Source organism: Streptomyces sp. NPDC014889 (assembly GCF_043081205.1).
Classification (GTDB): domain Bacteria; phylum Actinomycetota; class Actinomycetes; order Streptomycetales; family Streptomycetaceae; genus Streptomyces.
On sequence record NZ_JBIBWH010000005.1, the window covers coordinates 414429 to 434966 of the forward strand.

At 72.1% G+C, this 20538-nt stretch carries 18 protein-coding genes; 10 read left to right on the forward strand and 8 right to left on the reverse strand.

Annotated elements, in window-relative coordinates; all coding sequences use genetic code 11:
• The first annotated feature begins 74 nt into the window (after window positions 1-74).
• Window positions 75-1100, forward strand: coding sequence for a non-homologous end-joining DNA ligase (ligD, locus tag ACF09J_RS12445; protein ID WP_392305351.1), 1026 nt, complete (start codon window positions 75-77; stop codon window positions 1098-1100).
• Between the two features lie 107 nt (window positions 1101-1207).
• Window positions 1208-2263, forward strand: a complete 1056-nt coding sequence (locus tag ACF09J_RS12450) for a LacI family DNA-binding transcriptional regulator (protein ID WP_392305352.1) — start codon at window positions 1208-1210, stop codon at window positions 2261-2263.
• Window positions 2264-2290: 27 nt separating this feature from the next.
• On the opposite strand, the gene ACF09J_RS12455 is transcribed toward ACF09J_RS12450, so the two are convergent.
• On the reverse strand, window positions 2291-3082 hold the full coding sequence (locus ACF09J_RS12455) for a VOC family protein (RefSeq protein ID WP_392305353.1): 792 nt from the start codon (window positions 3080-3082) through the stop codon (window positions 2291-2293).
• 278 nt (window positions 3083-3360) lie between these two features.
• Here ACF09J_RS12455 and ACF09J_RS12460 point away from each other — a divergent pair, with 278 nt between their 5' ends.
• A complete protein-coding gene (locus ACF09J_RS12460; protein WP_392305354.1) occupies window positions 3361-3627 on the forward strand; it encodes a WhiB family transcriptional regulator in 267 nt (88 codons plus the stop codon).
• Here the strand turns inward: ACF09J_RS12460 and ACF09J_RS12465 are convergent, their stop codons facing one another.
• The 3 genes from ACF09J_RS12465 to ACF09J_RS12475 all read right to left on the reverse strand — a co-directional run bounded on the left by ACF09J_RS12465 (window position 3628) and on the right by ACF09J_RS12475 (window position 7348).
• A complete protein-coding gene (locus tag ACF09J_RS12465; RefSeq protein WP_392305355.1) occupies window positions 3628-4602 on the reverse strand; it encodes an acyl-ACP desaturase in 975 nt (324 codons plus the stop codon).
• Between the two features lie 238 nt (window positions 4603-4840).
• On the reverse strand, window positions 4841-5617 hold the full coding sequence (gene ddaH / locus ACF09J_RS12470; protein ID WP_392305356.1) for a dimethylargininase: 777 nt from the start codon (window positions 5615-5617) through the stop codon (window positions 4841-4843).
• Between the two features lie 105 nt (window positions 5618-5722).
• Entirely contained in the window at window positions 5723-7348 is a 1626-nt protein-coding gene (locus ACF09J_RS12475; RefSeq protein WP_392305357.1) for an ABC-F family ATP-binding cassette domain-containing protein, read from the reverse strand.
• Between the two features lie 311 nt (window positions 7349-7659).
• On the opposite strand from ACF09J_RS12475, the gene ACF09J_RS12480 reads away from it, so the two are divergent.
• Window positions 7660-8328: a GPP34 family phosphoprotein gene (locus ACF09J_RS12480; RefSeq protein WP_392305358.1), complete on the forward strand. Its 669-nt coding sequence runs from the start codon at window positions 7660-7662 to the stop codon at window positions 8326-8328.
• 143 nt (window positions 8329-8471) lie between these two features.
• Here ACF09J_RS12480 and ACF09J_RS12485 read toward each other — a convergent pair whose 3' ends face one another.
• Window positions 8472-8888 (reverse strand): SsgA family sporulation/cell division regulator, encoded by a 417-nt coding sequence (locus tag ACF09J_RS12485; RefSeq protein ID WP_392305359.1) that lies wholly within the window; start codon window positions 8886-8888, stop codon window positions 8472-8474.
• A gap of 240 nt (window positions 8889-9128) precedes the next feature.
• On the opposite strand from ACF09J_RS12485, the gene ACF09J_RS12490 reads away from it, so the two are divergent.
• Window positions 9129-9455, forward strand: a complete 327-nt coding sequence (locus tag ACF09J_RS12490) for a plasmid stabilization protein (RefSeq protein ID WP_392305360.1) — start codon at window positions 9129-9131, stop codon at window positions 9453-9455.
• Between the two features lie 90 nt (window positions 9456-9545).
• Window positions 9546-10262 carry an endonuclease V gene (locus tag ACF09J_RS12495; RefSeq protein WP_392305361.1) on the forward strand — a complete coding sequence of 239 codons (717 nt, stop codon included), beginning with the start codon at window positions 9546-9548 and terminating at the stop codon, window positions 10260-10262.
• Here the strand turns inward: ACF09J_RS12495 and ACF09J_RS12500 are convergent.
• Window positions 10259-11437, reverse strand: coding sequence for a saccharopine dehydrogenase family protein (locus ACF09J_RS12500; RefSeq protein ID WP_392305362.1), 1179 nt, complete (start codon window positions 11435-11437; stop codon window positions 10259-10261). The genes ACF09J_RS12495 and ACF09J_RS12500 overlap by 4 nt on opposite strands.
• A gap of 284 nt (window positions 11438-11721) precedes the next feature.
• Between ACF09J_RS12500 and ACF09J_RS12505 the strand changes: the two genes are divergently transcribed.
• The 3 genes from ACF09J_RS12505 to ACF09J_RS12515 all read left to right on the forward strand — a co-directional run bounded on the left by ACF09J_RS12505 (window position 11722) and on the right by ACF09J_RS12515 (window position 16442).
• On the forward strand, window positions 11722-12897 hold the full coding sequence (locus ACF09J_RS12505; RefSeq protein WP_392305363.1) for a CaiB/BaiF CoA transferase family protein: 1176 nt from the start codon (window positions 11722-11724) through the stop codon (window positions 12895-12897).
• An 84-nt stretch (window positions 12898-12981) separates the two neighbouring features.
• Complete coding sequence (locus ACF09J_RS12510; RefSeq protein ID WP_392305364.1) at window positions 12982-14196, forward strand: acetyl-CoA C-acetyltransferase; 1215 nt, start codon at window positions 12982-12984, stop codon at window positions 14194-14196.
• Window positions 14197-14246: 50 nt separating this feature from the next.
• Window positions 14247-16442, forward strand: a complete 2196-nt coding sequence (locus tag ACF09J_RS12515) for a 3-hydroxyacyl-CoA dehydrogenase NAD-binding domain-containing protein (RefSeq protein WP_392305365.1) — start codon at window positions 14247-14249, stop codon at window positions 16440-16442.
• Between the two features lie 8 nt (window positions 16443-16450).
• Here the strand turns inward: ACF09J_RS12515 and ACF09J_RS12520 are convergent, their stop codons facing one another.
• Window positions 16451-17203 (reverse strand): MerR family transcriptional regulator, encoded by a 753-nt coding sequence (locus tag ACF09J_RS12520; protein ID WP_392305366.1) that lies wholly within the window; start codon window positions 17201-17203, stop codon window positions 16451-16453.
• A 241-nt stretch (window positions 17204-17444) separates the two neighbouring features.
• Between ACF09J_RS12520 and ACF09J_RS12525 the strand changes: the two genes are divergently transcribed.
• Window positions 17445-18911 (forward strand): amino acid permease, encoded by a 1467-nt coding sequence (locus ACF09J_RS12525; protein ID WP_392305367.1) that lies wholly within the window; start codon window positions 17445-17447, stop codon window positions 18909-18911.
• Between the two features lie 102 nt (window positions 18912-19013).
• Here ACF09J_RS12525 and ACF09J_RS12530 read toward each other — a convergent pair whose 3' ends face one another.
• On the reverse strand, window positions 19014-20507 hold the full coding sequence (locus tag ACF09J_RS12530) for a M1 family metallopeptidase (protein WP_392305368.1): 1494 nt from the start codon (window positions 20505-20507) through the stop codon (window positions 19014-19016).
• Between the last annotated feature and the right edge of the window lie 31 nt (window positions 20508-20538).

Below are 20538 nucleotides of genomic sequence, written 5' to 3' on the forward strand. Positions count from 1 at the left end.
GCCTAGATTCTGCGCGCCCGCGCGTGTGCCCGCCCGGTGTGCGAGGTGTGCGCGCTGCCCCTACCGTGGCTCGCATGGGCGATGCGGTGGAACTGGAGGTGGGCGGCCGGACCGTACGGCTGTCCAGCCCGGACAAGGTGTTCTTTCCCGAGCGCGGATTCACCAAGCTGGACGTCGCCCGGTACTACCAGTCCGTCGCCCCCGGCATCCTGCGCGCCCTGCGCGACCGCCCCACCACCCTGGAGCGCTACCCGGACGGCATCACCGGCGAGTGGTTCTTCCAGAAGCGGGCGCCCAAGGGGATGCCGTCGTGGATTCCCACCGCCCACATCACCTTCCCCAGCGGCCGCAGCGCCGACGAGATGTGCCCCACCGAGGAGGGCGCCGTGGTGTGGGCAGCCCAGTACGGCACGCTCACCTTCCACCCCTGGCCGGTACGCCGCGACGACGTCGACCATCCCGACGAACTGCGCATCGACCTCGACCCCCAGCCCGGCACCGACTTCACCGACGCCGTGCGCGCCGCGCATGAACTGCGGTCCGTGCTGGAGGAGTTCGGGGGCCTGCGCGGCTGGCCGAAGACCTCGGGCGGCCGCGGTCTGCACGTGTTCGTGCCGATCCAGCCGCGCTGGACCTTCACCCAGGTGCGGCGCGCCGCGATCGCCGTGGGCCGGGAGATGGAACGCCGGATGCCCGGGCACGTGACGATCAAGTGGTGGAAGGAGGAGCGCGGCGCCCGCATCTTCCTCGACTACAACCAGACGGCCCGCGACCGCACCATCGCCTCCGCCTACTCCGTGCGCCCACGCCCCCACGCCCCCGTCTCGGCGCCCCTGCGCTGGGAGGAGGTCGGCGTCGCCCGGCCCGAGGACTTCGACCTGGCCACCATGCCGGCCCGGTTCGCCGAAGTCGGCGACGTGCACGCCGACATGGACGACCACGCCTTCTCCCTCGAGGCACTGCTGGAACTGGCCGCCCAGGACGAACGCGACCACGGCCTCGGCGACCTGCCCTACCCGCCCGAGTACCCGAAGATGCCGGGCGAGCCGAAGCGGGTCCAGCCGAGCCGGGCGAGGAAGCAGGGCCCGGCCGCCGACTGAGTCCGCCGACACCCCCGGTGGGAGGCGTGCTGCGCCGCGAGAGCGCTCTCACGGTGGGGCCCGTGCGCGGTTATCCTGATCCACAACCGCCGGTGAGGAGCCCAGAAGTGACCGAGACAGCGTCGCGACCCACGTTGGAGGCCGTGGCCGCGCGGGCGGGGGTGTCGCGGGCCACCGTGTCCCGGGTGGTGAACGGCGGGGACGGGGTGAGGGCGTCGCTGGCCGAGCGGGTGCGGCGGGCCGTGGAGGAACTCGGGTACGTGCCGAACCAGGCCGCCCGCAGCCTGGTGACCAAGCGGCACGACGCGGTCGCCGTCGTCATCGCCGAACCGGAGACCCGGGTCTTCGCCGACCCCTTCTTCGCCCTGCAACTGAGGGGCATCAGCAAGGAGCTGACCGCCCACGACTCGCAACTCGTGCTGCTGCTGACGGAGGGGCGCGACGACCACGCCAGGGTCGGGCGCTACCTCGCCGGCGGTCATGTCGACGGCGCGCTCGTGTTCTCGCTGCACCTCGACGACCCGCTGCCGGGGCTGATCCGGCGCGCCGGGGTGCCGACCGTGTTCGGCGGTCGGCCCGGCTGGGGCGACGACACCGCCCCCGGCGCCGCGGACTCCGCGGTCGTCTATGTGGACTGCGACAACCGGGGCGGGGCGAGGGAGGCCGTACGGCACCTGGTCGGCCTCGGCCGGACCAGGATCGGGCACATCACCGGCGCCCTCGACCAGACCTCGGCGGCGGACCGGCTCGACGGCTTCCGGGACGTGATGGTCGACGCCGACCCGCGGCTGATCGTGGAGAGCGACTTCACCCCGGCCGGCGGCGAGCGCGCCATGCGCGAACTCCTCGACCGCTGCCCGGACCTGGACGCGGTGTTCGCCGCCAACGACCTCACCGCCTCCGGCGCCCTGCGCGTGCTGCGCGAGCGGGGGCTGCGGGTGCCCGACGACGTCGCCGTGGTCGGCTTCGACGACATGCTGCCCGTGGCCGAGCAGACCGAGCCGCCGCTGACGACCGTGCGTCAGGACATAGAGGGGATGGGCCGGCTGATGGCCCGGCTCCTGCTGCGCGGCCTCGACGGACACGGCGCCGCGGCCGGGGTGGGCGGCGCGCCGCGCAGTGTCATCCTGCCGACCACACTCGTACGGCGTGCCTCCGCGTGAGACCTTTTCCAGGGCGCCGGGGCGGCCTCACGTCTGCGACGGGGCGCTCCTGATCACCGCGAAACGGGCGCCGTAGGGGTCGGCGAGCCTGGCGATACGGCCGACTCCGGTGACGTCGGTGGCGGCTACCCGGACCGTGCCGCCGAGCTCCTCGGCCTTGGCCACCGCCGCGTCCGTGTCCGGGACCTCGAAGTACGGCAGCCAGTACGCGCCCGTCTTCGCCTCGGTCGGGTCGTCGGAGAGGGCCACGACACCGCCGAACATGGCGTCCTCGCCGCCCTCGGCGGGGTTCAGGCACGTGTAGGTGCCGCCGGGGAAGGGGACCCCTGACGTCTCCAGGCCCAGCACCTTGTTGTAGAACGCGGCCGCCGCGGCGATGTCCGCCGTGTACAGCTCGACCCAGCACAGCGAGCCCGCCTCGCCGGCCACGTCCACGCCCTTGATGCGCCCCGGCTGCCAGATGCCGAACGGCACGCCCGCCTTGTCGGCGAGGACCGCCATGTGGCCCTCGCCCATCACGTCCATGGGCTGGACCAGCACGGTGCCGTGCGCCTCCTCGGCGGCCTTGGCGGTCGCCGCCGCGTCGGGGCTCTGGAAGTACACGGTCCAGGAGGGCGGCCCGTGCTCCGGCGAGGTCTGCATCCCGCCGGCCACCGTCCTCCCGCCGAGCTGGAAGAAGCCGTACCCACCGGCCTGCGGGCCGGCCGAACGGAACTCCCAGCCGAAGAGAGCGCCGTAGAAGGAGCGGGCGCCGGCGATGTCGGGGGCGCCGACATCGATCCAGTTCGGAGCGCCGTTGACGAAACGGGTGGTGAGCATCCTTGCCCTCCTTCGAAGGTGCCCTGATCCCTGCACTGCCGAGTCTGTCACCCCCCACTGACAACCGCCGCCGCAACACGACCCACGCGCCACCGCGACCTGGGCCGGGGCCGCTCCACGGGGACGGTGGCCGGCGTGACGACCCTTGGGGGTGTTCCCGCGCGCCGCCGTGTGTCCGAGCGGGTGTGCGGTCATCATCGGCGCTGTGCGCGGGCGTGGCCGGCCGCGTTGATCCGGTGTTGAGCGGATGTTTCGCGGCGGTCGGCACGATGCCGTACATGCACTTCGAAACGACCACCCCGGACGACATCGCCTGGCAGGAACGGGCACTGTGCGCGCAGACCGGGGCCGACTTCTTCTTTCCCGAGCCGGGCAGCTCGGTGCGTGACGCGAAGCGCATCTGCGGGATGTGCGAGATGCGCTCGGCCTGCCTGGAGTACGCCCTCGCCAACGACGAGCGCTTCGGCGTCTGGGGCGGACTGTCCGAGAAGGAACGGCAGGCCCTCGGGCGGACCGGGCGGTCCGCCCCCTGCGCCGGCGGCTGATCAGGCGCCGGCGCGCGCCGCCATCCGCGCCATCCGCGCCGCGAGCCGCTCGTCGAACTTCGCCGCCTCCGCGTCCAGGCCGCCCATGAACAGACCCAGCTCCTCCTGTGCCTGCAGGCCCTCGGGGCCGAGCCCGTCGATCTCCAGGACCTTCAGGAAGCGCAGCACCGGCTGGAGCACGTCGTCGTGGTGGATGCGCAGGTTGTAGACGCCGCCGATGGCCATCTGCGCCGCCGCCCGCTCGAAGCCGGGGATGCCGTGGCCGGGCATGCGGAAGTCGACCACCACGTCCCGCACCGCCTGCATGGTCGGGTCGGGCGCGATCTCGAACGCCGACTTGAGCAGGTTGCGGTAGAAGACCATGTGCAGGTTCTCGTCCGTCGCGATGCGCGCCAGCATGCGGTCGCAGACCGGATCGCCGGACTGGTGCCCGGTGTTGCGGTGCGAGATGCGGGTGGCGAGCTCCTGGAAGGCGACGTACGCGATCGAGTGCAGCATCGAGTGCCGGTTGTCGGACTCGAAGCCCTCGCTCATGTGGGCCATCCGGAACTGCTCCAGCTTGTCCGGGTCCACGGCGCGAGAGGCGAGCAGGTAGTCGCGCATCACGATGCCGTGCCGGCCCTCCTCCGCCGTCCAGCGGTGCACCCACGTGCCCCAGGCGCCGTCCCGGCCGAACAGGGTGGCGATCTCGTGGTGGTAGCTGGGCAGGTTGTCCTCGGTCAGCAGGTTGACCACCAGGGCGATCCGGCCGACCTCCGTGACCTTGGACTGCTCCTTGTCCCAGGCCTCGCCGTCCTCGAAGAGCCCGGGGAAGTTCCGGGCGTCGCTCCAGGGCACGTACTCGTGCGGCATCCAGTCCTTGGCGACCTTCAGATGCCGGTTCAGCTCCTGCTCGACCACTTCCTCCAGCGCGTACAGCAGCCGCGCGTCGGTCCATGCGGTCGGGCTGCCGAGGTGAGGAGAGGTAAGGGTCACGGAAACTCCAGGGGGACGCGCGGGGAAGCGGGGGCGGGCAGGGCGGGACCGGAAGGGCCCGGCGAGCGGTGCACGGGAACCTACGGGATCGTAGGCTACGAATCCGTAGGTTACGAATCCGTAGGTTAAGTTCGCCGTAAAGGTGGCTGATCAGACGGGTGCGCGCCGGAGTTGACGGGCGCCCAGAACCGCCTCAGGACCGCAGGTCCCGGGGCTGGGACAGGCACCGCCCGCCTCGTCAGGCGTACAACTCCCGCAGCCGTACCGAGAGGCACGTCACACAGCCTTCGAGCTTCTCGAACTCGCCTATGTCCACCAGGACCGGCTCGAAGCCGAGGTCGCCCAGGAGTTCGGCCGTCTTCGGCGCGCTCGCCGCCATCAGCAACCGGTCGCCGCCGAGCAGCACCACATGCGCGCCGGACTCCTCCGGGACCGGCAGGAAACGCGGGAACAGCGACGGCGTGTCCACCTTCGGGATGTGCCCGATGACCGTCCCGTCGGGCAGCGCCGTCACCGCCGACTTCAGATGCAGCACCTTGCTCACCGGTACGGTCACCACCCGCGCCCCGAGCGGCTCGAACACCGCCCGCAACTGCTGCACACCGGCCGCGTTGGTGCGCCCGCCGCGGCCGACGTAGACGGTGTCGCCGGCCTTCAGCACGTCCCCGCCGTCCAGCGTGCCCGGCTCCCAGACCCAGTTCACCGAGCAGCCCAGACGCGCCACGGCCTGCTCCACCCCGGCGGTCTCGCCGCGCCGGGACTCGGCGCCCGGACGGGTGATCAGGGCGACGTTCCGGTACGTGACGACGACGTCCTCCACGAACACCGCGTCGGGGCAGTCGTCGGCCGCTTCGACCTCGACCGTCTCCCAGCCGTGGCCGCGCAGCGCCTCGACGTACGCCTCCCACTGGCGCACCGCGAGTCCGACGTCGACCGTCTGCCGTTCGACATGGGTGACCAGCCCTTCGGCGAGACGCGGGCCGGGACGGCGGACGAGGGCCTTCTTGCTGGGCACGAGGGGCCTTTCGTAGCGACGCGTGGGCGGTCCCCGGCGCGGCCGAGACCGTACCGGGCCGCCATCATGCGCCAAGCCCCCGCCCGGACAAAAGCCCACGCGGCGCTAGTCGGGATCCGCGACGGACTCCCACGTGGTTTCCTCCAGTTCTCCCTCCTCCAGCAGCAGCCAGCGGGTGATGCCGATCGATTCAAGGAACGGCAGGTCGTGGCTGGCCACGATCAGGGCGCCCTCGTAGGACTCCAGGGCGGTCGTCAGCCGGCGCACGCTCGCCATGTCCAGGTTGTTGGTGGGCTCGTCGAGCAGGAGCAACTGCGGCGCGGGCTCGGCCAGCAGCAGCGCGGCCAGCGCCGCCCGGAAGCGTTCGCCGCCGGACAGCGTCGCCGCCGCCTGGTCGGCGCGGGCGCCCCGGAACAGGAAGCGGGCCAGCTGGGCCCGGATCCGGTTGTTGGTGGCGCCCGGCGCCAGGCGGGCCACGTTCTCGGCGACGCTCAGCTCGTCGTCGAGGAGGTCCAGCCGCTGCGGCAGGAACCGCGCCGGCACATGCGCGGTCACCTCGCCCGACGCCGGCGGCAGCTCCCCGGCGATGGTGCGCAGCAAGGTGGTCTTGCCCGCCCCGTTGCGCCCGATCAGCGCGACCCGCTCCGGGCCGTGCAGGTCGAGGCCTGCCTCCACGCGTGCGCCGTACGCCAGTTCCAGATCCCGCAGGGTGAGTACGGTCCTGCCCGGCGGTACGGCCGTGTACGGCAGGTCGACGCGGATCTCGTCGTCGTCCCGCACCGCCTCCGCCGCCTCGTCGAGCCGTTCCCTGGCCTCGGCGAGCCGCTCCTCGTGCAGGATGCGGTGCTTGCCCGCGGACTCCTGCGCCGAGCGCTTGCGGGCCCCCATGACGATCTTCGGCTCGCGCTTCTGGTCCCACATCTTCTGGCCGTACCGCTTGCGCCGGGCCAGCTTGACCTGGGCGTCGGTCAGTTCGCGCCGCTGCCGGCGCAGATCGGCCTCGGCGACACGCACCATGCGCTCGGCGGCCTCCTGCTCCAGGGCGAGGGTCTCCTCGTACGCCGAGAAGTTGCCGCCGTACCAGGTGACCTTGCCGGAGCTGAGGTCGGCGATCTGGTCGACGAGCTCCAGGAGTTCCCGGTCGTGGCTGACCACGACCATCACGCCCGGCCAGGACTCGACGGCCGCGTACAGCCGGCGGCGCGCGTACAGGTCGAGATTGTTGGTCGGTTCGTCGAGCAGCAGCACGTCCGGCCGGCGCAGCAGCAGCGCGGCCAGCCGCAGCAGCACCGACTCGCCGCCGGAGACCTCCCCGACGGTGCGGTCCAGGTCGATGCGGCCGAGCCCGAGCTCGCCGAGGGTGGCCAGGGCGCGTTCCTCCACGTCCCAGTCGTCGCCGACCGTCTCGAAGTGCTCCTCGGCGACGTCACCGGCCTCGATGGCGTGCAGCGCGGCCCGCTGCGCGGCGATGCCGAGCGCCTCGTCGACCCGCAGCGCGGTGTCGAGCGTGACGTTCTGCGGGAGGTGTCCGATCTCGCCGGCGACGCGGACGGAACCACCGGTCGGTCCGAGCTCGCCGGCGATCAGCTTCAACAGGGTTGATTTCCCTGAGCCGTTGACGCCGACCAGGCCGGTCCTGCCGGGACCGACGGCCAGGTCGAGGCCGGTGAGGACGGGGCTGCCGTCGGGCCAGGCGAAGGAGAGGGAGGTGCAGGTGATGGATGCGGACATGGGCGCCTCGCGGTAACTGGGTGCGGTCAGTGTCGGACTCGTGTGAGACACCGCGGGGCGAGGTCACCGTGTAGGAGGGGAGCCACGGGGCAGGAGAACAGCCCTGGGCCGGATTTCCTTCGGGACGGCTCGGACGCCGAGGCCGCGCGCCACGCACACACCTGACCGGTGTGACGCGGTGCCTCAGGACCTCAGACGAGCAACGTCCCTCTCCAATCGACGGCAACAGAACCGCTGCAAACGGTAGGAGGGGCCGGGACACCTGTCAACGCAATAATGGGTGGCCCGAGCCCCCTCGGAAGGAGGCACCCGTGCCCGACGGTTCGCTCTCGCTGCCCGCCCGGCTCTACCTGCTGGCCTGGGACACCGGGCGGCTGAAGATCACCGGCACCGGACGGCTGCACCATCTGGTCCGGGCCGGCGCCCTGACCGAGCTGGCCCAGCGCGGGCTGCTCGTCGACGACGGCGGCATCGCCGTACCCGCCGGACTGGACGCGAGCACCGGGGACCCCGTGCTCGACGGACTGCTCGAACTCGTCCGGGAGTCCCGGCCCCGCCGCTGGAAGAACTGGGTGACATTGCACGCCCGCACCACCCTCGACGCCGTGCGGGAGCAGTTGGCCGCCGAGGGGTTCCTGCGCGCCGAGCGGCGCCGGGTCCTCGGTTTCCTTCCCTCCGTGGACTACGCCTTGGCGCGCGTCGCCGTCGTGGACGCGCTGCGGGAGGAGGCGCGCCAGGTGCTGGAGGAGCCGCTGCCTGCCGCGGAGGTCCCCGAACGCGACGCGGCCGTCGTCGCCCTCGCGGCGGCCGCCGAACTGGGCACCCTGGTGCCCGCCAAGGACCGCAGGCGCCACAAGGCACGCATCGACGAACTCACCGACCGCAGCGGAGCCGCGGCCCCGGCACTGCGCCGGGTGGTACGCGAGGTGAACGCGGCGATGATCGCGGCAACCACAGCAGCAGCCACAGCAGCCGGCTGACCGGGCCCGCCGTCCTCGGGTCCGGCGCTGTCGGGTCCGGCCGCCTCGGGCCGCGGACCCCGAGCCTGCGGGCCCCGGGTCCGATCACCTCGGCCCGCCGACCTTGGGCCCGGCCACCCCGGGTCTGCCGGCCCTCGGGGTCGTCAGCAGGCGTCTCGCATCAGTTCCGCCAAGTCGTGGTCCAGATTGAGCTGGAGGTGTTCCAGGCCCAGCGGCACCAGTTCGCTCGTGGACTCCAGGAAGCGCCGTATCTCACCGCTGCGGACGTGCACCACGGCCGTGCCCTCGGGGGCGTGGAACTCCAGGACCGTACGGTCGTAGCCGTACGGACGCACCCGTACGTCGCCGTCGCCCTCGGGCTCGCGCAGGCCGGCCGCCAGCAGCTCGCGGGCGAAGATCCAGCAGACCTCCACACCTTCGAGGGTGGCCGGGGCCGGGAAGGTCATACGGACGGCGAACGGGTCGTGCCGGTCGTAGTGCAGCGTGGCGGGAATGCTCTGCATCCGTGGCGTGGCGGAGACCAGGCGCGCCTCCACGAACTGCTCGATGTCGGTGGACAAGGCCTTGCTCCCTTGTGACGGCTGGACGAACCTCCGGTCGGATGAGGCCGGGCACTGGAAAAGACGACGGAAGCCGCCGATCCGTGCACACGAGGAGCGAGTGACCTCCGTCACCGACTTCATTCACCGAGGAGACACGGCTCTCGTGTCGCTCGACTGGAGGACTGGATATCGCCCGAAATGGCGAATCGATCCAGAATTGCGGGTATCCGTTCCTTGCACAGAGAGGAAGTGAACGGCATGCCACGCGGTTCCAGTTCCAAGCGCGAGCGCCAGTACGAGCACATCAAGGAGAGCGCGCAGGACCGGGGGGAGAGCACCGAACGCGCGAAGGAGATCGCCGGGCGCACGGTGAACAAGGAGCGCGCCCGCAGCGGCGAGTCGAAGACCGCCGGCCGCACCTCCACCCAGGACATGTCCTCCGGCAGGCGGGGTGGGCAGCGCTCGGGCCGGGGCTCCGAGGGGCCCACCTACGACCAGCTCTACGAGGAGGCCAAGCGGCGCAACATCCACGGCCGCTCGGACATGAACAAGCAGCAGTTGCGGCAGGCCCTGGGCAAAGGCTGACCCCCGCACCGAGCCCGGCGGGCCCGCCTCCGGTCAGGACGCGGGCCCGCCCGGCCGTGCGGTACCCGCGTGGCCGTACGCTCGGCCGTCATGACGACCACCGTACGCATTCCGGCGGGCTGGCCCGCCACCGAGGAGCAGGCCCGCGCGGTCCAGGACGAGTTGCGCCGACGGGTGGTGCTGGACGAGCCGGGACCGCCGCCCGGGGCGGGCCACGTCACGGGGGTCGACGTCGCCTACGACGACGAGCGGAACCTCGTCGCGGCGGCCGCCGTCGTCCTGGACGCGGCCACCCTGCGCGTCGTCGCCGAGGCCACCGCCGTCGGGCGGGTCTCCTTCCCGTACGTGCCCGGGCTGCTGGCCTTCCGTGAGATCCCCACCGTGCTCGCCGCGCTGGACGCCCTGCCCCGCCCGCCCGGCCTGGTCGTCTGCGACGGCTACGGCCTGGCACATCCCCGGCGCTTCGGCCTGGCGAGCCACCTCGGCGTGCTGACCGGACTGCCGACGATCGGCGTCGCCAAGAACCCGTTCACCTTCACGCACCAGGTTCCGGACACCCCGCGCGGCAGCGCCTCACCGCTGCTCGCCGGCCCGGACGAGGTCGGTCGGGCCCTGCGCACCCGGGACGGCGTCAAGCCGGTCTTCGTCTCCGTCGGCCACCGGGTGAGCCTGGACAACGCCTGCGCGCACACCCTCGCCCTCACCCCGGCCCACCGCCTCCCGGAGACGACCCGCCGCGCCGACGCCCTGTGCCGCCGCGCCCTGCGCGAGGCCACGGCGGGCAGGCGGCCGGGACAGGCCGGCTAGCGGCTCGTCGCGGTCCGGAAGGTGAGGCCCGCCCGGCGCAGGCGGTCGATGAGGGCGTCGCCCATGGCCGCCGCCGTGGTGACCTGGCCCGCCGTCGGCGGCAGGTCGTCCAGGGCCAGGGCGAGCGCCGACTCGGCGAACATCTTCGCCGTCTCGCCGTACCCGGGGTCGCCGCCCGCGACCTCGGTGAACACCTGCCGTCCGCCGCCCTCGCCCACGAACCGCAGCGAGAACCAGCTCCTGGCCCGCCGCTCCTCGCTCGGCCCCGCACCGGGCTGCAACCGTCCGGACAACCAGCGCCGGGCGGGCGGCAGTTGGGCGGCGGCCAGGACCGCGCCGAGGGCCGCGGCACCACCCACGACGACGGGCAGGTGCCGAACGGCCGCGTAGTGGCGGTAGCGGAAGTCCGGGCCGTAACGTTCCAGCACGCGCGCCGAGCGCCGCACGATCTGCGCGTCGATGGTCGGCAGGGGCACCGCCCAGGCGCCCACCTCCCCGGCGAACCGCGGCGCGCCCGTCGGCGTCACCGCCCGCCGCCCCAGCAGCCGGGGCTCGTGCCGCGCCCGGTCCCGCGCGGCGGCCCGCGCCCGCAGGGGGCGCGCGAACTGGCTGAGGGCCGACGTGAGGGTCCCACTCGAGAAGGCGGCGTCCACCCGGACGAATCCGTCCACGGTCAGCGGTACGCCCTCCGGAAGCTGCCGGACGGTGAAGTACACCCCCAGGTCGGCCGGGACGGAGTCGAAGCCGCAGGCGTGCACCAGGCGCGCCCCCGTCTCGCGCGCGCGTGCGTCGTGCCGTACGTACACCAGGTCCACGAACTCGGGCTCGCCGCACAGGTCCAGGTAGTCCGTGCCGCTGTCGGCGCAGGCGGCGACGAGTTCCTCGCCGGCGGCCGTGTACGGGCCCACGGCGGTGGCCAGGACGCGCGTGCGCCGGGCGAGGTCGCGCAGGGAGTCCGGGTCGGCCATGTCCGCGCGCAGCACTCCGACGGACGCATCCGAGGACAGCCGCTCGCGCAGCTCCGTCAGCCGCTCCTCGCTGCGCCCGGCGATCGCCCAGCGCAGCCCCTCGGGGGCGTGTGCGGCGAGGTACTCGGCGGTGAGCGCCCCGACGAAGCCGGTGGCCCCGAAGAGGACCACGTCGTACGGACGGTCGGAGTTCCTCAGCCTGCTCATGACACTCCTCGCTCTCGCAGCCCGCGCCGCTGTTCGCGGCCGAGGCTAGCGTGAGGAGTGCGGTGTCCGGCGGCGAGGGCCCGGCGGTGACCGTCCGGCGGTGCGGATACGGCCACGAGGCCACCGGGTACGGCCACGAGGCCACCCGGTACGGCCACGGGGCCGGCGGGTACGTCTTCGATACGGGCTTGGCTAAGCGCTTGCTCGCCGAGGGCTTGTATCCGCTGGAACACGTTCTTAGCATCATCGGTGTTACATCGGTTGTGTCACAGTGAGGGGACCTGATGACAACGGCAGAGGCGGCGGGGCGGCGCGGCCCGCTGACCGGTGTGCGCGTGGTCGAGCTGGCCGGCATCGGCCCCGGCCCGTTCGCCGCGATGCTGCTGGCCGACCTCGGCGCCGACGTCGTACGGGTGGACCGCCCCGGCGGCGCCGGACTCGGCATCGACGCCGCCCACGACATCACCAACCGCAACAAGCGCTCGGTGGTCGTCGACCTGAAGTCCCCGCACGGCCCCGCCCGGGTCCTCGACCTCGCCGCCCGCGCCGACGTCCTCATCGAGGGCTACCGACCCGGCGTCGCCGAACGCCTGGGCGTCGGCCCCGTGGCCTGCCACGCCCGCAACCCACGGCTGGTCTACGGCCGGATGACCGGATGGGGCCAGGACGGACCGCTCGCCCCGCGCGCGGGACACGACATCGCCTACATCGCCCTGACCGGCACCCTCGGCATGATCGGCGAACCGGACACGCCCCCGGCCGTCCCCGCCAACCTCCTCGGCGACTACGCCGGCGGCTCCCTCTACCTCGTGGTCGGCGTCCTCGCCGCCCTGCACCACGCGCGCGCGACCGGCACCGGCCAGGTCGTGGACGCCGCGATCGTCGACGGCGCCGCGCACCTCTCCGCGATGATCCACGGCATGCTCGCCGCAGGCGCCTGGCAGGACCGCCGCGGGACCAACCTCCTGGACGGCGGCTGCCCGTACTACGGCGCCTACGAGACCGCGGACGGCCGGTACATGGCGGTCGGCGCCCTGGAGCAGCGGTTCTACGACGAGTTCACCGGACTGCTCGGCCTGGACGACGAGCGCGCCGGGGCCCGTACCGACCACACCCGCTGGGGCGAACTGCGCGAGGCGGTCGCCGCCCGCTTCAAGTCCCGCACCCAGCAGGAGTGGACCGCGGTCTTCGAGGGCTCCGACGCCTGCGTGGCCCCCGTACTGTCGCTGGGCGAGGCCCCGCACCACCCGCACCTCGCCGCCCGCGGCACCTTCACAGAGCACGCCGGCCTCACCCAGCCCGCCCCCGCGCCCCGCTTCTCCGCCACACCCACCGCCGTGCGCACCGCCCCCGCCCGGCCCGGCGACGGCGCGGCGGCCGTGGCCCGCGACTGGGACCTGCCCGCCCTCCTGGAGGACGGGAACGACGGGAAGGACGAGGCCGGGGAGGTCGTCGTGTGACGGACCCACGACCGCGACCCGTCCCCGGCTCCCGCCCCACGCCCCCTCCGCCCCCGGACACCACCCTCGTCGAAAGGCTTGTCAGTGAGCACCGAAGCGTACGTGTACGACGCGATCCGCACCCCGCGCGGGCGCGGCAAGGCCAACGGCGCCCTGCACGGCACGAAGCCCATCGACCTGGTCGTCGGCCTCATCCACGAGATCCGCGACCGCTTCCCCGGACTCGACCCGGCCGCCGTCGACGACATCGTGCTCGGCGTCGTCGGCCCGATCGGCGACCAGGGCTCCGACATCGCCCGGATCGCCGCCATCGCCGCGGGACTGCCGGACACGGTGGCGGGCGTGCAGGAGAACCGCTTCTGCGCCTCCGGTCTCGAGGCCGTCAACCTGGCCGCCGCCAAGGTGCGCTCCGGCTGGGAGGACCTGGTCCTCGCGGGCGGCGTCGAGTCGATGTCCCGGGTGCCGATGGCCTCGGACGGGGGCGCCTGGTTCAACGACCCGATGACCAACCTCGCCGTCAACTTCGTGCCCCAGGGCATCGGCGCCGACCTGATCGCCACCATCGAGGGCTTCTCCCGGCGGGACGTCGACGAGTACGCCGCCCTGTCCCAGGAGCGCGCGGTCACCGCCTGGAAGGAGGGCCGCTTCGACCGCTCCGTCGTCCCGGTCAGGGACCGCAACGGACTCGTCGTCCTCGACCACGACGAGCACCCGCGCCCCGGCACCACCGCCGACTCGCTGGCGGCGCTCAAGCCGTCCTTCGCGGACATCGGCGACCTGGGCGGCTTCGACGCCGTCGCCCTGCAGAAGTACCACTGGGTGGAGAAGATCGACCATGTGCACCACGCGGGCAACTCCTCCGGCATCGTCGACGGCGCCTCCCTGGTCGCCATCGGCTCCAAGGAGGCCGGCGACCGCAACGGCCTCACCCCGCGCGCGCGGATCGTCTCCGCCGCCGTGTCCGGCTCCGAGCCCACCATCATGCTCACCGGGCCCGCCCCGGCCACCCGCAAGGCCCTCGCCAAGGCCGGGCTGACCATCGACGACATCGACCTCGTCGAGATCAACGAGGCGTTCGCGGCAGTCGTCCTGCGCTTCGTGAAGGACATGGGACTCTCCCTGGACAAGGTCAACGTCAACGGCGGCGCCATCGCGCTCGGCCACCCGCTCGGCGCCACCGGGGCGATGATCCTCGGCACCCTCGTGGACGAACTGGAGCGCCAGGACAAGCGCTACGGACTCGCGACCCTGTGCGTCGGCGGCGGCATGGGCGTCGCCACCATCGTCGAGCGCGTCTGACCCGCCCCCAGCGGCTCCCTCAGAACCCAGACTTCAACGGAGACCCCGACATGACCGAGAGCACCACCATCCGCTGGGAGCAGGACGACACCGGTGTCGTCACCCTCGTCCTCGACGACCCCGACCAGTCCGCGAACACCATGAACCGGGCGTTCCGCGACTCGCTCGCCGCCGTCGCCGACCGGCTGGAGGCGGAGCAGGATTCCGTCCGCGGCGTCATCCTCACCTCCGCCAAGAAGACCTTCTTCGCGGGCGGCGACCTGCGCGACCTGATCCGGGTCACCCCGGACACCGCTCAGGAACTGTTCGACGGCGGCCTCGCGCTCAAGCGGAACCTGCGGCGCATCGAGACCCTGGGCAAGCCGGTCGTCGCGGCGATCAACGGCGCGGCGCTCGGCGGCGGTTACGAACTCGCCCTGGCCTGCCACCACCGGATCGCGCTCGACACCCCGGGCATGAAGATCGGCTGCCCCGAGGTGACCCTGGGCCTGCTCCCCGGCGGCGGCGGTGTCGTCCGCGCCGTACGGCTGCTGGGCATCACCGACGCCCTGCTCAAGGTGCTGCTCCAGGGCACCCAGTACAACGCGCGGCGCGCCCGGGAGAACGGGCTCGTCGACGAGGTGGCCACCTCGCGGGAGGAGTTGCTGGCCAAGGCGCGCGCCTTCATCGACGCCAACCCCGAGTCGCGGCAGCCCTGGGACAAGCCCGGATACCGCATCCCGGGCGGCACACCGGCGAACCCGAAGTTCGCCGCCAACCTGCCCGCCTTCCCGGCCAGTCTGCGCAAGCAGACGGGCGGCGCCCCCTACCCGGCCCCGCGCAACATCCTGGCCGCCGCCGTCGAGGGCGCCCAGGTCGACTTCGAGACCGCCCAGGTCATCGAGGCCCGCTACTTCGTGGAACTGGCGGCGGGACAGACCTCGAAGAACATGATCCAGGCGTTCTTCTTCGACCTCCAGGCGGTCAACTCGGGCGCCAGTCGGCCGCGGGGCGTCGAACCCCGCCAGGTGCGCAAGGTGGCCGTCCTCGGCGCCGGGATGATGGGCGCGGGCATCGCCTACTCCTGCGCCCGCGCCGGTATCGAGGTCGTCCTGAAGGACGTGTCCCCGGAGGCCGCCGCCAAGGGCAGGGGCTACTCCGAGAAGCTGTGCGCCAAGGCCGTCGCCAAGGGCCGTACCAGCCAGGAGAAGGCGGACGCGGTGCTCGCCCGGATCACGCCCACCGCGGAGGTCGCCGACCTCGCGGGCTGCGACGCGGTGATCGAGGCCGTCTTCGAGGACCCGGCGCTCAAGCACAAGGTGTTCCAGGAGATCGAGCAGGTCGTCGCGCCGGACGCGCTGCTGTGCTCCAACACCTCCACCCTTCCGATCACCCTGCTCGCCGAAGGGGTGGAACGCCAGGCCGACTTCATCGGGCTGCACTTCTTCTCACCCGTGGACAAGATGCCCCTGGTCGAGATCATCAGGGGCGAGCGCACCGGCGACGAGGCGCTGGCCCGCGCCTTCGACCTGGTCCGGCAGATCAACAAGACCCCGATCGTCGTCAACGACTCGCGCGGCTTCTTCACCTCCAGGGTCATCGGGCAGTTCATCAACGAGGGCGTGGCCATGGTCGGCGAGGGCATCGAGCCCGCGTCGGTCGAGCAGGCGGCGGCCCAGGCGGGCTACCCGGCCAAGGTGCTGTCCCTGATGGACGAGCTGACCCTCACCCTGCCCCGGAAGATCCGGGCCGAGTCGCGGCGGGCGGTGGAGGAGGCGGGCGGCACCTGGACCCCGCACCCCGCGGACGCGGTCGTCGACCGCATGGTCGACGAGTTCGGCCGCACGGGCCGCAGCGGCGGCGCCGGCTTCTACGACTACGGCGAGGACGGCGCTCGCGCCGGACTGTGGCCGGGTCTGCGTGAGCACTTCACCGAAGCCGGATACGAGATCCCGTTCCGGGACATGCAGGAGCGCATGCTCTTCGCCGAGGCGCTCGACACGGTCAGGCTCCTGGAGGAGGGCGTCCTGACCTCCGTCGCCGACGCCAACATCGGCTCGGTCCTCGGCATCGGCTTCCCCGGCTGGACCGGCGGGGTGCTGCAGTACATCAACGGCTACGACGGCGGCGCCGGGGCAGGGACCGGCCTGCCCGCCTTCGTGGAACGCGCGCGGGAACTCGCCGAGCGCTACGGCGAGCGGTTCGCCCCGCCGGCGCTGCTGGTGGCGAAGGCGGAGAAGGGCGAGTCCTTCACCGACGCGCGCTGACAAGCGGTTCAGCCGGACGACGGCTTCCGCGTCCCCCGGGGGTCCGCTCCCCGGGGGGCCTCCCGCCCGGCCGTGTCCAGCCACTCCCGCAGCTCCTCCTTCAGCGAGCGCTGGAAGGTGGTGAGCAGGGCCTGCACCACCAGAGGGTGCATCAGGGCGGACAGGGACCTCACGTCCCGGGAGTCGCGTTCGGCGACGGCGTCGCGCAGCAGCTTCGACAGCTCGTGGGCGGCCGTACGCGCGTGCTCGGTCAGCACCGTGCGTGCGGCGAGGATCGTCTCCTGGGACAGGGGCACGTCGAGGAGCTCCACGCCGAGCCGCAGCAGACCGGAGTCGACGCGGAAGGAGTCCCCGTCGGGCTCGACGACGTTCATCGCGGCCAGCCGGCGTACGTCCTCCTCGCCGAGCGGCCGGCCGGCCCGGCGCTCCAGCTCCCGCCGGGACAGCGACTCCACGGTGTCCGGCGCCCAGGACGCGACCACCGCGCGGTGGATGGCGAGATCGTGCGGGGTGAGGTCGGGCGGCAGCTGCCGCAGATGGCGCTCGATCGCGGCGAGCGTCATGCCCCGTAGCTGCATCTCCTCGATCAGCGCCAGCCGCGCCAGGTGCTCCTGGCTGTAGCGGCCCACCCGGCGCGGGCCGAGCTCCGGGGGCGGCAGCAGGCCGCGGCCGCTGTAGAAACGGACCGTGCGCACCGTGACGCCGGCCCGCGCGGCCAGCTCGTCGATCGTGAGGGTCGGCTCGTCGGAGTCGGTCGTCATCGCAGCAGTATCGCTGTCCCACCAGTACTGTGAAAGCCCTGACCTGCCAGTGTGCGGGCAGTGACCGATAAGCGAAGGTCGTGTGAGAAGTCCCGCTCTGTGACGTCCGCCATCGCTCCGGGGCCGACCGGCCTGGGAAGCTGCTGTTCTGGTCTGTACCGCGATCATGGGTGGTGCGGGCCGCAACACGTACGGACACCCGGGCGCGCGCCGTCCGGGGCACCAGAGAGTGGAACCACCCGTGAGCAAGGAATCCGCGCACACGGCCGAGGTCGCCCCCCACACCCAGGCGACCGGGACGCCCGCAGACGCGGGCGACGCCGGATACAGCAAGGACCTCAAGCACCGCCACGTCAACATGATCGCCATCGGCGGGGCGATCGGCACCGGACTCTTTCTAGGAGCGGGCGGTCGCCTGCACAACGCGGGCCCCGCCCTGGCGCTGGCGTACCTCGTGTGCGGCGTCTTCGCGTTCTTCGTCGTCCGGGCCCTCGGCGAGCTGGTCCTGTACCGGCCCTCGTCCGGCTCCTTCGTGTCGTACGCGCGCGAGTTCCTCGGCGAGAAGGGCGCCTACGTCGCCGGCTGGATGTACTTCCTGAACTGGTCGACGACCGGAATCGCCGACATCACGGCGATCGCGCTCTACACGCACTACTGGAGCATGTTCACCCCCGTACCGCAGTGGGTGCTCGCGCTGATCGCCCTCGCGGTGGTCCTCACCGTGAACCTGATCTCGGTGAAGATCTTCGGCGAGATGGAGTTCTGGTTCGCGATCGTCAAGGTCGCCACCCTGGTCGGCTTCATGCTGATCGGCATCTTCCTGCTGGCCACGCAGCACCCCGTCGGCGGACACACGCCCGGCCTGAACATGATCACCGACCACGGCGGGCTGCTCCCGCACGGCGCGATGCCGGTCGTCCTGGTCATGCAGGGCGTGATCTTCGCCTACGCCGCCCTGGAACTGGTCGGTGTCGCCGCGGGCGAGACGGCCGAGCCGGAGAAGGTCGTCCCGCGCGCGGTGAACTCCATCATGTGGCGCGTGGGCCTGTTCTACGTCGGCTCGGTCGTCCTGCTGGCCCTGCTGCTGCCCGGCTCGGTCTACTCGGCCGGGGAGAGCCCGTTCGTCACGGTCCTGTCGAAGATCGGCATCCCGGCGGCCGGCGACATCATGAACCTCGTCGTCCTCACGGCCGCCATGTCGTCCCTGAACTCCGGCCTGTACTCCACCGGCCGCATCCTGCGCTCCATGGCCATGGCGGGCTCCGCGCCCCGCTTCACCCGTGTGATGAGCCGCAGCCAGGTCCCCTACGGCGGCATCCTGCTGACCTGCGCGGTCTGCGTGCTCGGCGTCGGCCTGAACTACCTCGTGCCCAGCCAGGCGTTCGAGATCGTGCTGAACGTCGCCTCCCTCGGCATCGTCAGCACCTGGGTGATCATCATGATCTGCCACCTGGTCTTCGTCCGCCGCGCCCGGGACGGCCGGGTCACCCGCCCCCACTTCCGCCTCCCCGGCAGCCCGGTCACCGAGATCGCCACGATCGCCTTCCTCCTCGCCTGCCTGGGCCTCATGTGGAACGACCCGGACGTGGGCCGCAAGACCCTCCTGCTGATCCCGCTGATCGCGATCCTGCTGGTCGCCGGCTGGTTCCCCGTCCGCCGCCGCGTCGCCCGTACGACCGACCAGGAACTCTCCGACCTCACGAACTGACACCCACGCCACTGTCGGTGCCGCCTCGTACGGTGGCGTGGTGACGGTGTACGACTTCGAGGGGTGAGGCCGGGCGGCTCGGGGTGGCCGCCCGGCCGGGGATCACCTCGTGTGCACGTCGTTCGTGGCCTCGATCTTCTTCCAGGACCTCGGCTGGGCGACGGGCGCCGAGGTCTTCGCCAGGGACGCCGCGCGTGCCGCGGGGGCGGCCGGCTTGGCCGGCTGGAAGAGCCAGGTGTCGAAGAGGGCCGCGAGCGGCTTTCCGGAGACCTGCTCGGCATACTTCTGGAAGTCGGCCACGGAGGCGTTGCCGTAGGCGTGCTTCTTCGGCCAGCCCTTCAGCAGGGCGAAGAACGCCTTGTCGCCGACCTCGTTGCGCAGCGCCTGCACGGCGAGCGCGCCCCGGTCGTAGACCGCGATGTCGAACTGGTCGTCCGGACCCGGATCGCCCGGCGCGACCGTCCAGAACGGGTCGTCGGCGGGGTGCGAGGCGTACACCCAGTCCGCCAGCTCCTGCGCGGTGCCCTCGCCCTCGTGCTCGGACCACAGCCACTGGGCGTAGCGCGCGAAGCCCTCGTTGATCCAGATGTCCTTCCAGCCCTTCAGCGACACGCTGTCGCCGTACCACTGGTGGGCCAGCTCGTGCACGACGACGGACGTGTTGGAGCCGTTCGCGAACTGCTTCGGGCTGTAGTACACCCGGGTCTGCGTCTCCAGCGCGTACCCGGTCGTCGTGTTCGGCACATAGCCGCCCGCCGAGGCGAACGGATACGGCCCGAAATAGCCGCTCAGCCAGTCGACGATCTCCCCGGTGCGCTCCACGCTCGCGCGCGCCGCCCCGGCGTTGTCGCCGAGGTCCCTGCTGTAGGCGTTGAGGACGGGGACGCCGTCCTCCGAGGTGCCCGTCGTGATGTCGAACTTCCCGATCGCGAGCGTCGCCAGATACGTGGCCTGCGGCTTGTTCTGGCGCCAGTTGTACCGGGTCCAGCCGAGCTGCGAGCTGGTCGACTGGAGGGTGCCGCCCGAGATCACCTGCGTGCCGTCCGGCACGGCCACCGACACGTCGTAGGTGGCCTTGTCGCTCGGGTGGTCGTTGCTCGGGAACCACCACCAGGCCGCCTCCGGCTCGTCCGCCGCGATGCCGCCGTCCGGGGTGCGGTGCCAGGTGGTGAAGCCGTACGCGCTCTTCGTGGACGGCACGCCGCTGTAGCGGACCACCACCGTGATCGGCGTGTTCTTGGCCAGCGGCTTCTTCGGGGTGATCACCAACTCGTGCTGACCGGAGGAGGCGTAGGCCGCCGTGGCCCCGTTGACCCGCACCTCGCTGACGTCCAGCAGGAAGTCCAGGTCGAAGCTGGACAGGTCCTGCGTGGTCCGTGCCTCGATCGTCGCCGTGCCCTCCAGCTCGTCCGTGGCCGGCTGGTACTTCAGTCTGAGGTCGTAGTGGGAGACGTCGTATCCGCCGTTGCCGTAGTACGGGTAGTAGGGGTCGCCGATGCCCGGAGCGCCGGGGGAGTGGCTCGCCGCCGATGCCGGGATCGCCAGCAGCAGGGTGGCCGCCACCAGTGCGCCCGGCGCGATCATTCTGCGGTGCACGTCAGCTCCAAGTCGTAGGGGCACGAGGTCT

Bases quoted from the DNA above. Each gene is read 5' to 3' on its own strand.
- ligD (WP_392305351.1), top strand. From the start codon at position 75: ATGGGCGATGCGGTGGAACTGGAGGTGGGCGGCCGGACCGTACGGCTG.
- ACF09J_RS12455 (WP_392305353.1), bottom strand. From the start codon at position 3,082: ATGCTCACCACCCGTTTCGTCAACGGCGCTCCGAACTGGATCGATGTC.
- ACF09J_RS12460 (WP_392305354.1), top strand. From the start codon at position 3,361: ATGCACTTCGAAACGACCACCCCGGACGACATCGCCTGGCAGGAACGG.
- ACF09J_RS12475 (WP_392305357.1), bottom strand. From the start codon at position 7,348: ATGTCCGCATCCATCACCTGCACCTCCCTCTCCTTCGCCTGGCCCGAC.
- ACF09J_RS12490 (WP_392305360.1), top strand. From the start codon at position 9,129: ATGCCACGCGGTTCCAGTTCCAAGCGCGAGCGCCAGTACGAGCACATC.
- ACF09J_RS12495 (WP_392305361.1), top strand. From the start codon at position 9,546: ATGACGACCACCGTACGCATTCCGGCGGGCTGGCCCGCCACCGAGGAG.
- ACF09J_RS12500 (WP_392305362.1), bottom strand. From the start codon at position 11,437: ATGAGCAGGCTGAGGAACTCCGACCGTCCGTACGACGTGGTCCTCTTC.
- ACF09J_RS12505 (WP_392305363.1), top strand. From the start codon at position 11,722: ATGACAACGGCAGAGGCGGCGGGGCGGCGCGGCCCGCTGACCGGTGTG.
- ACF09J_RS12515 (WP_392305365.1), top strand. From the start codon at position 14,247: ATGACCGAGAGCACCACCATCCGCTGGGAGCAGGACGACACCGGTGTC.
- ACF09J_RS12520 (WP_392305366.1), bottom strand. From the start codon at position 17,203: ATGACGACCGACTCCGACGAGCCGACCCTCACGATCGACGAGCTGGCC.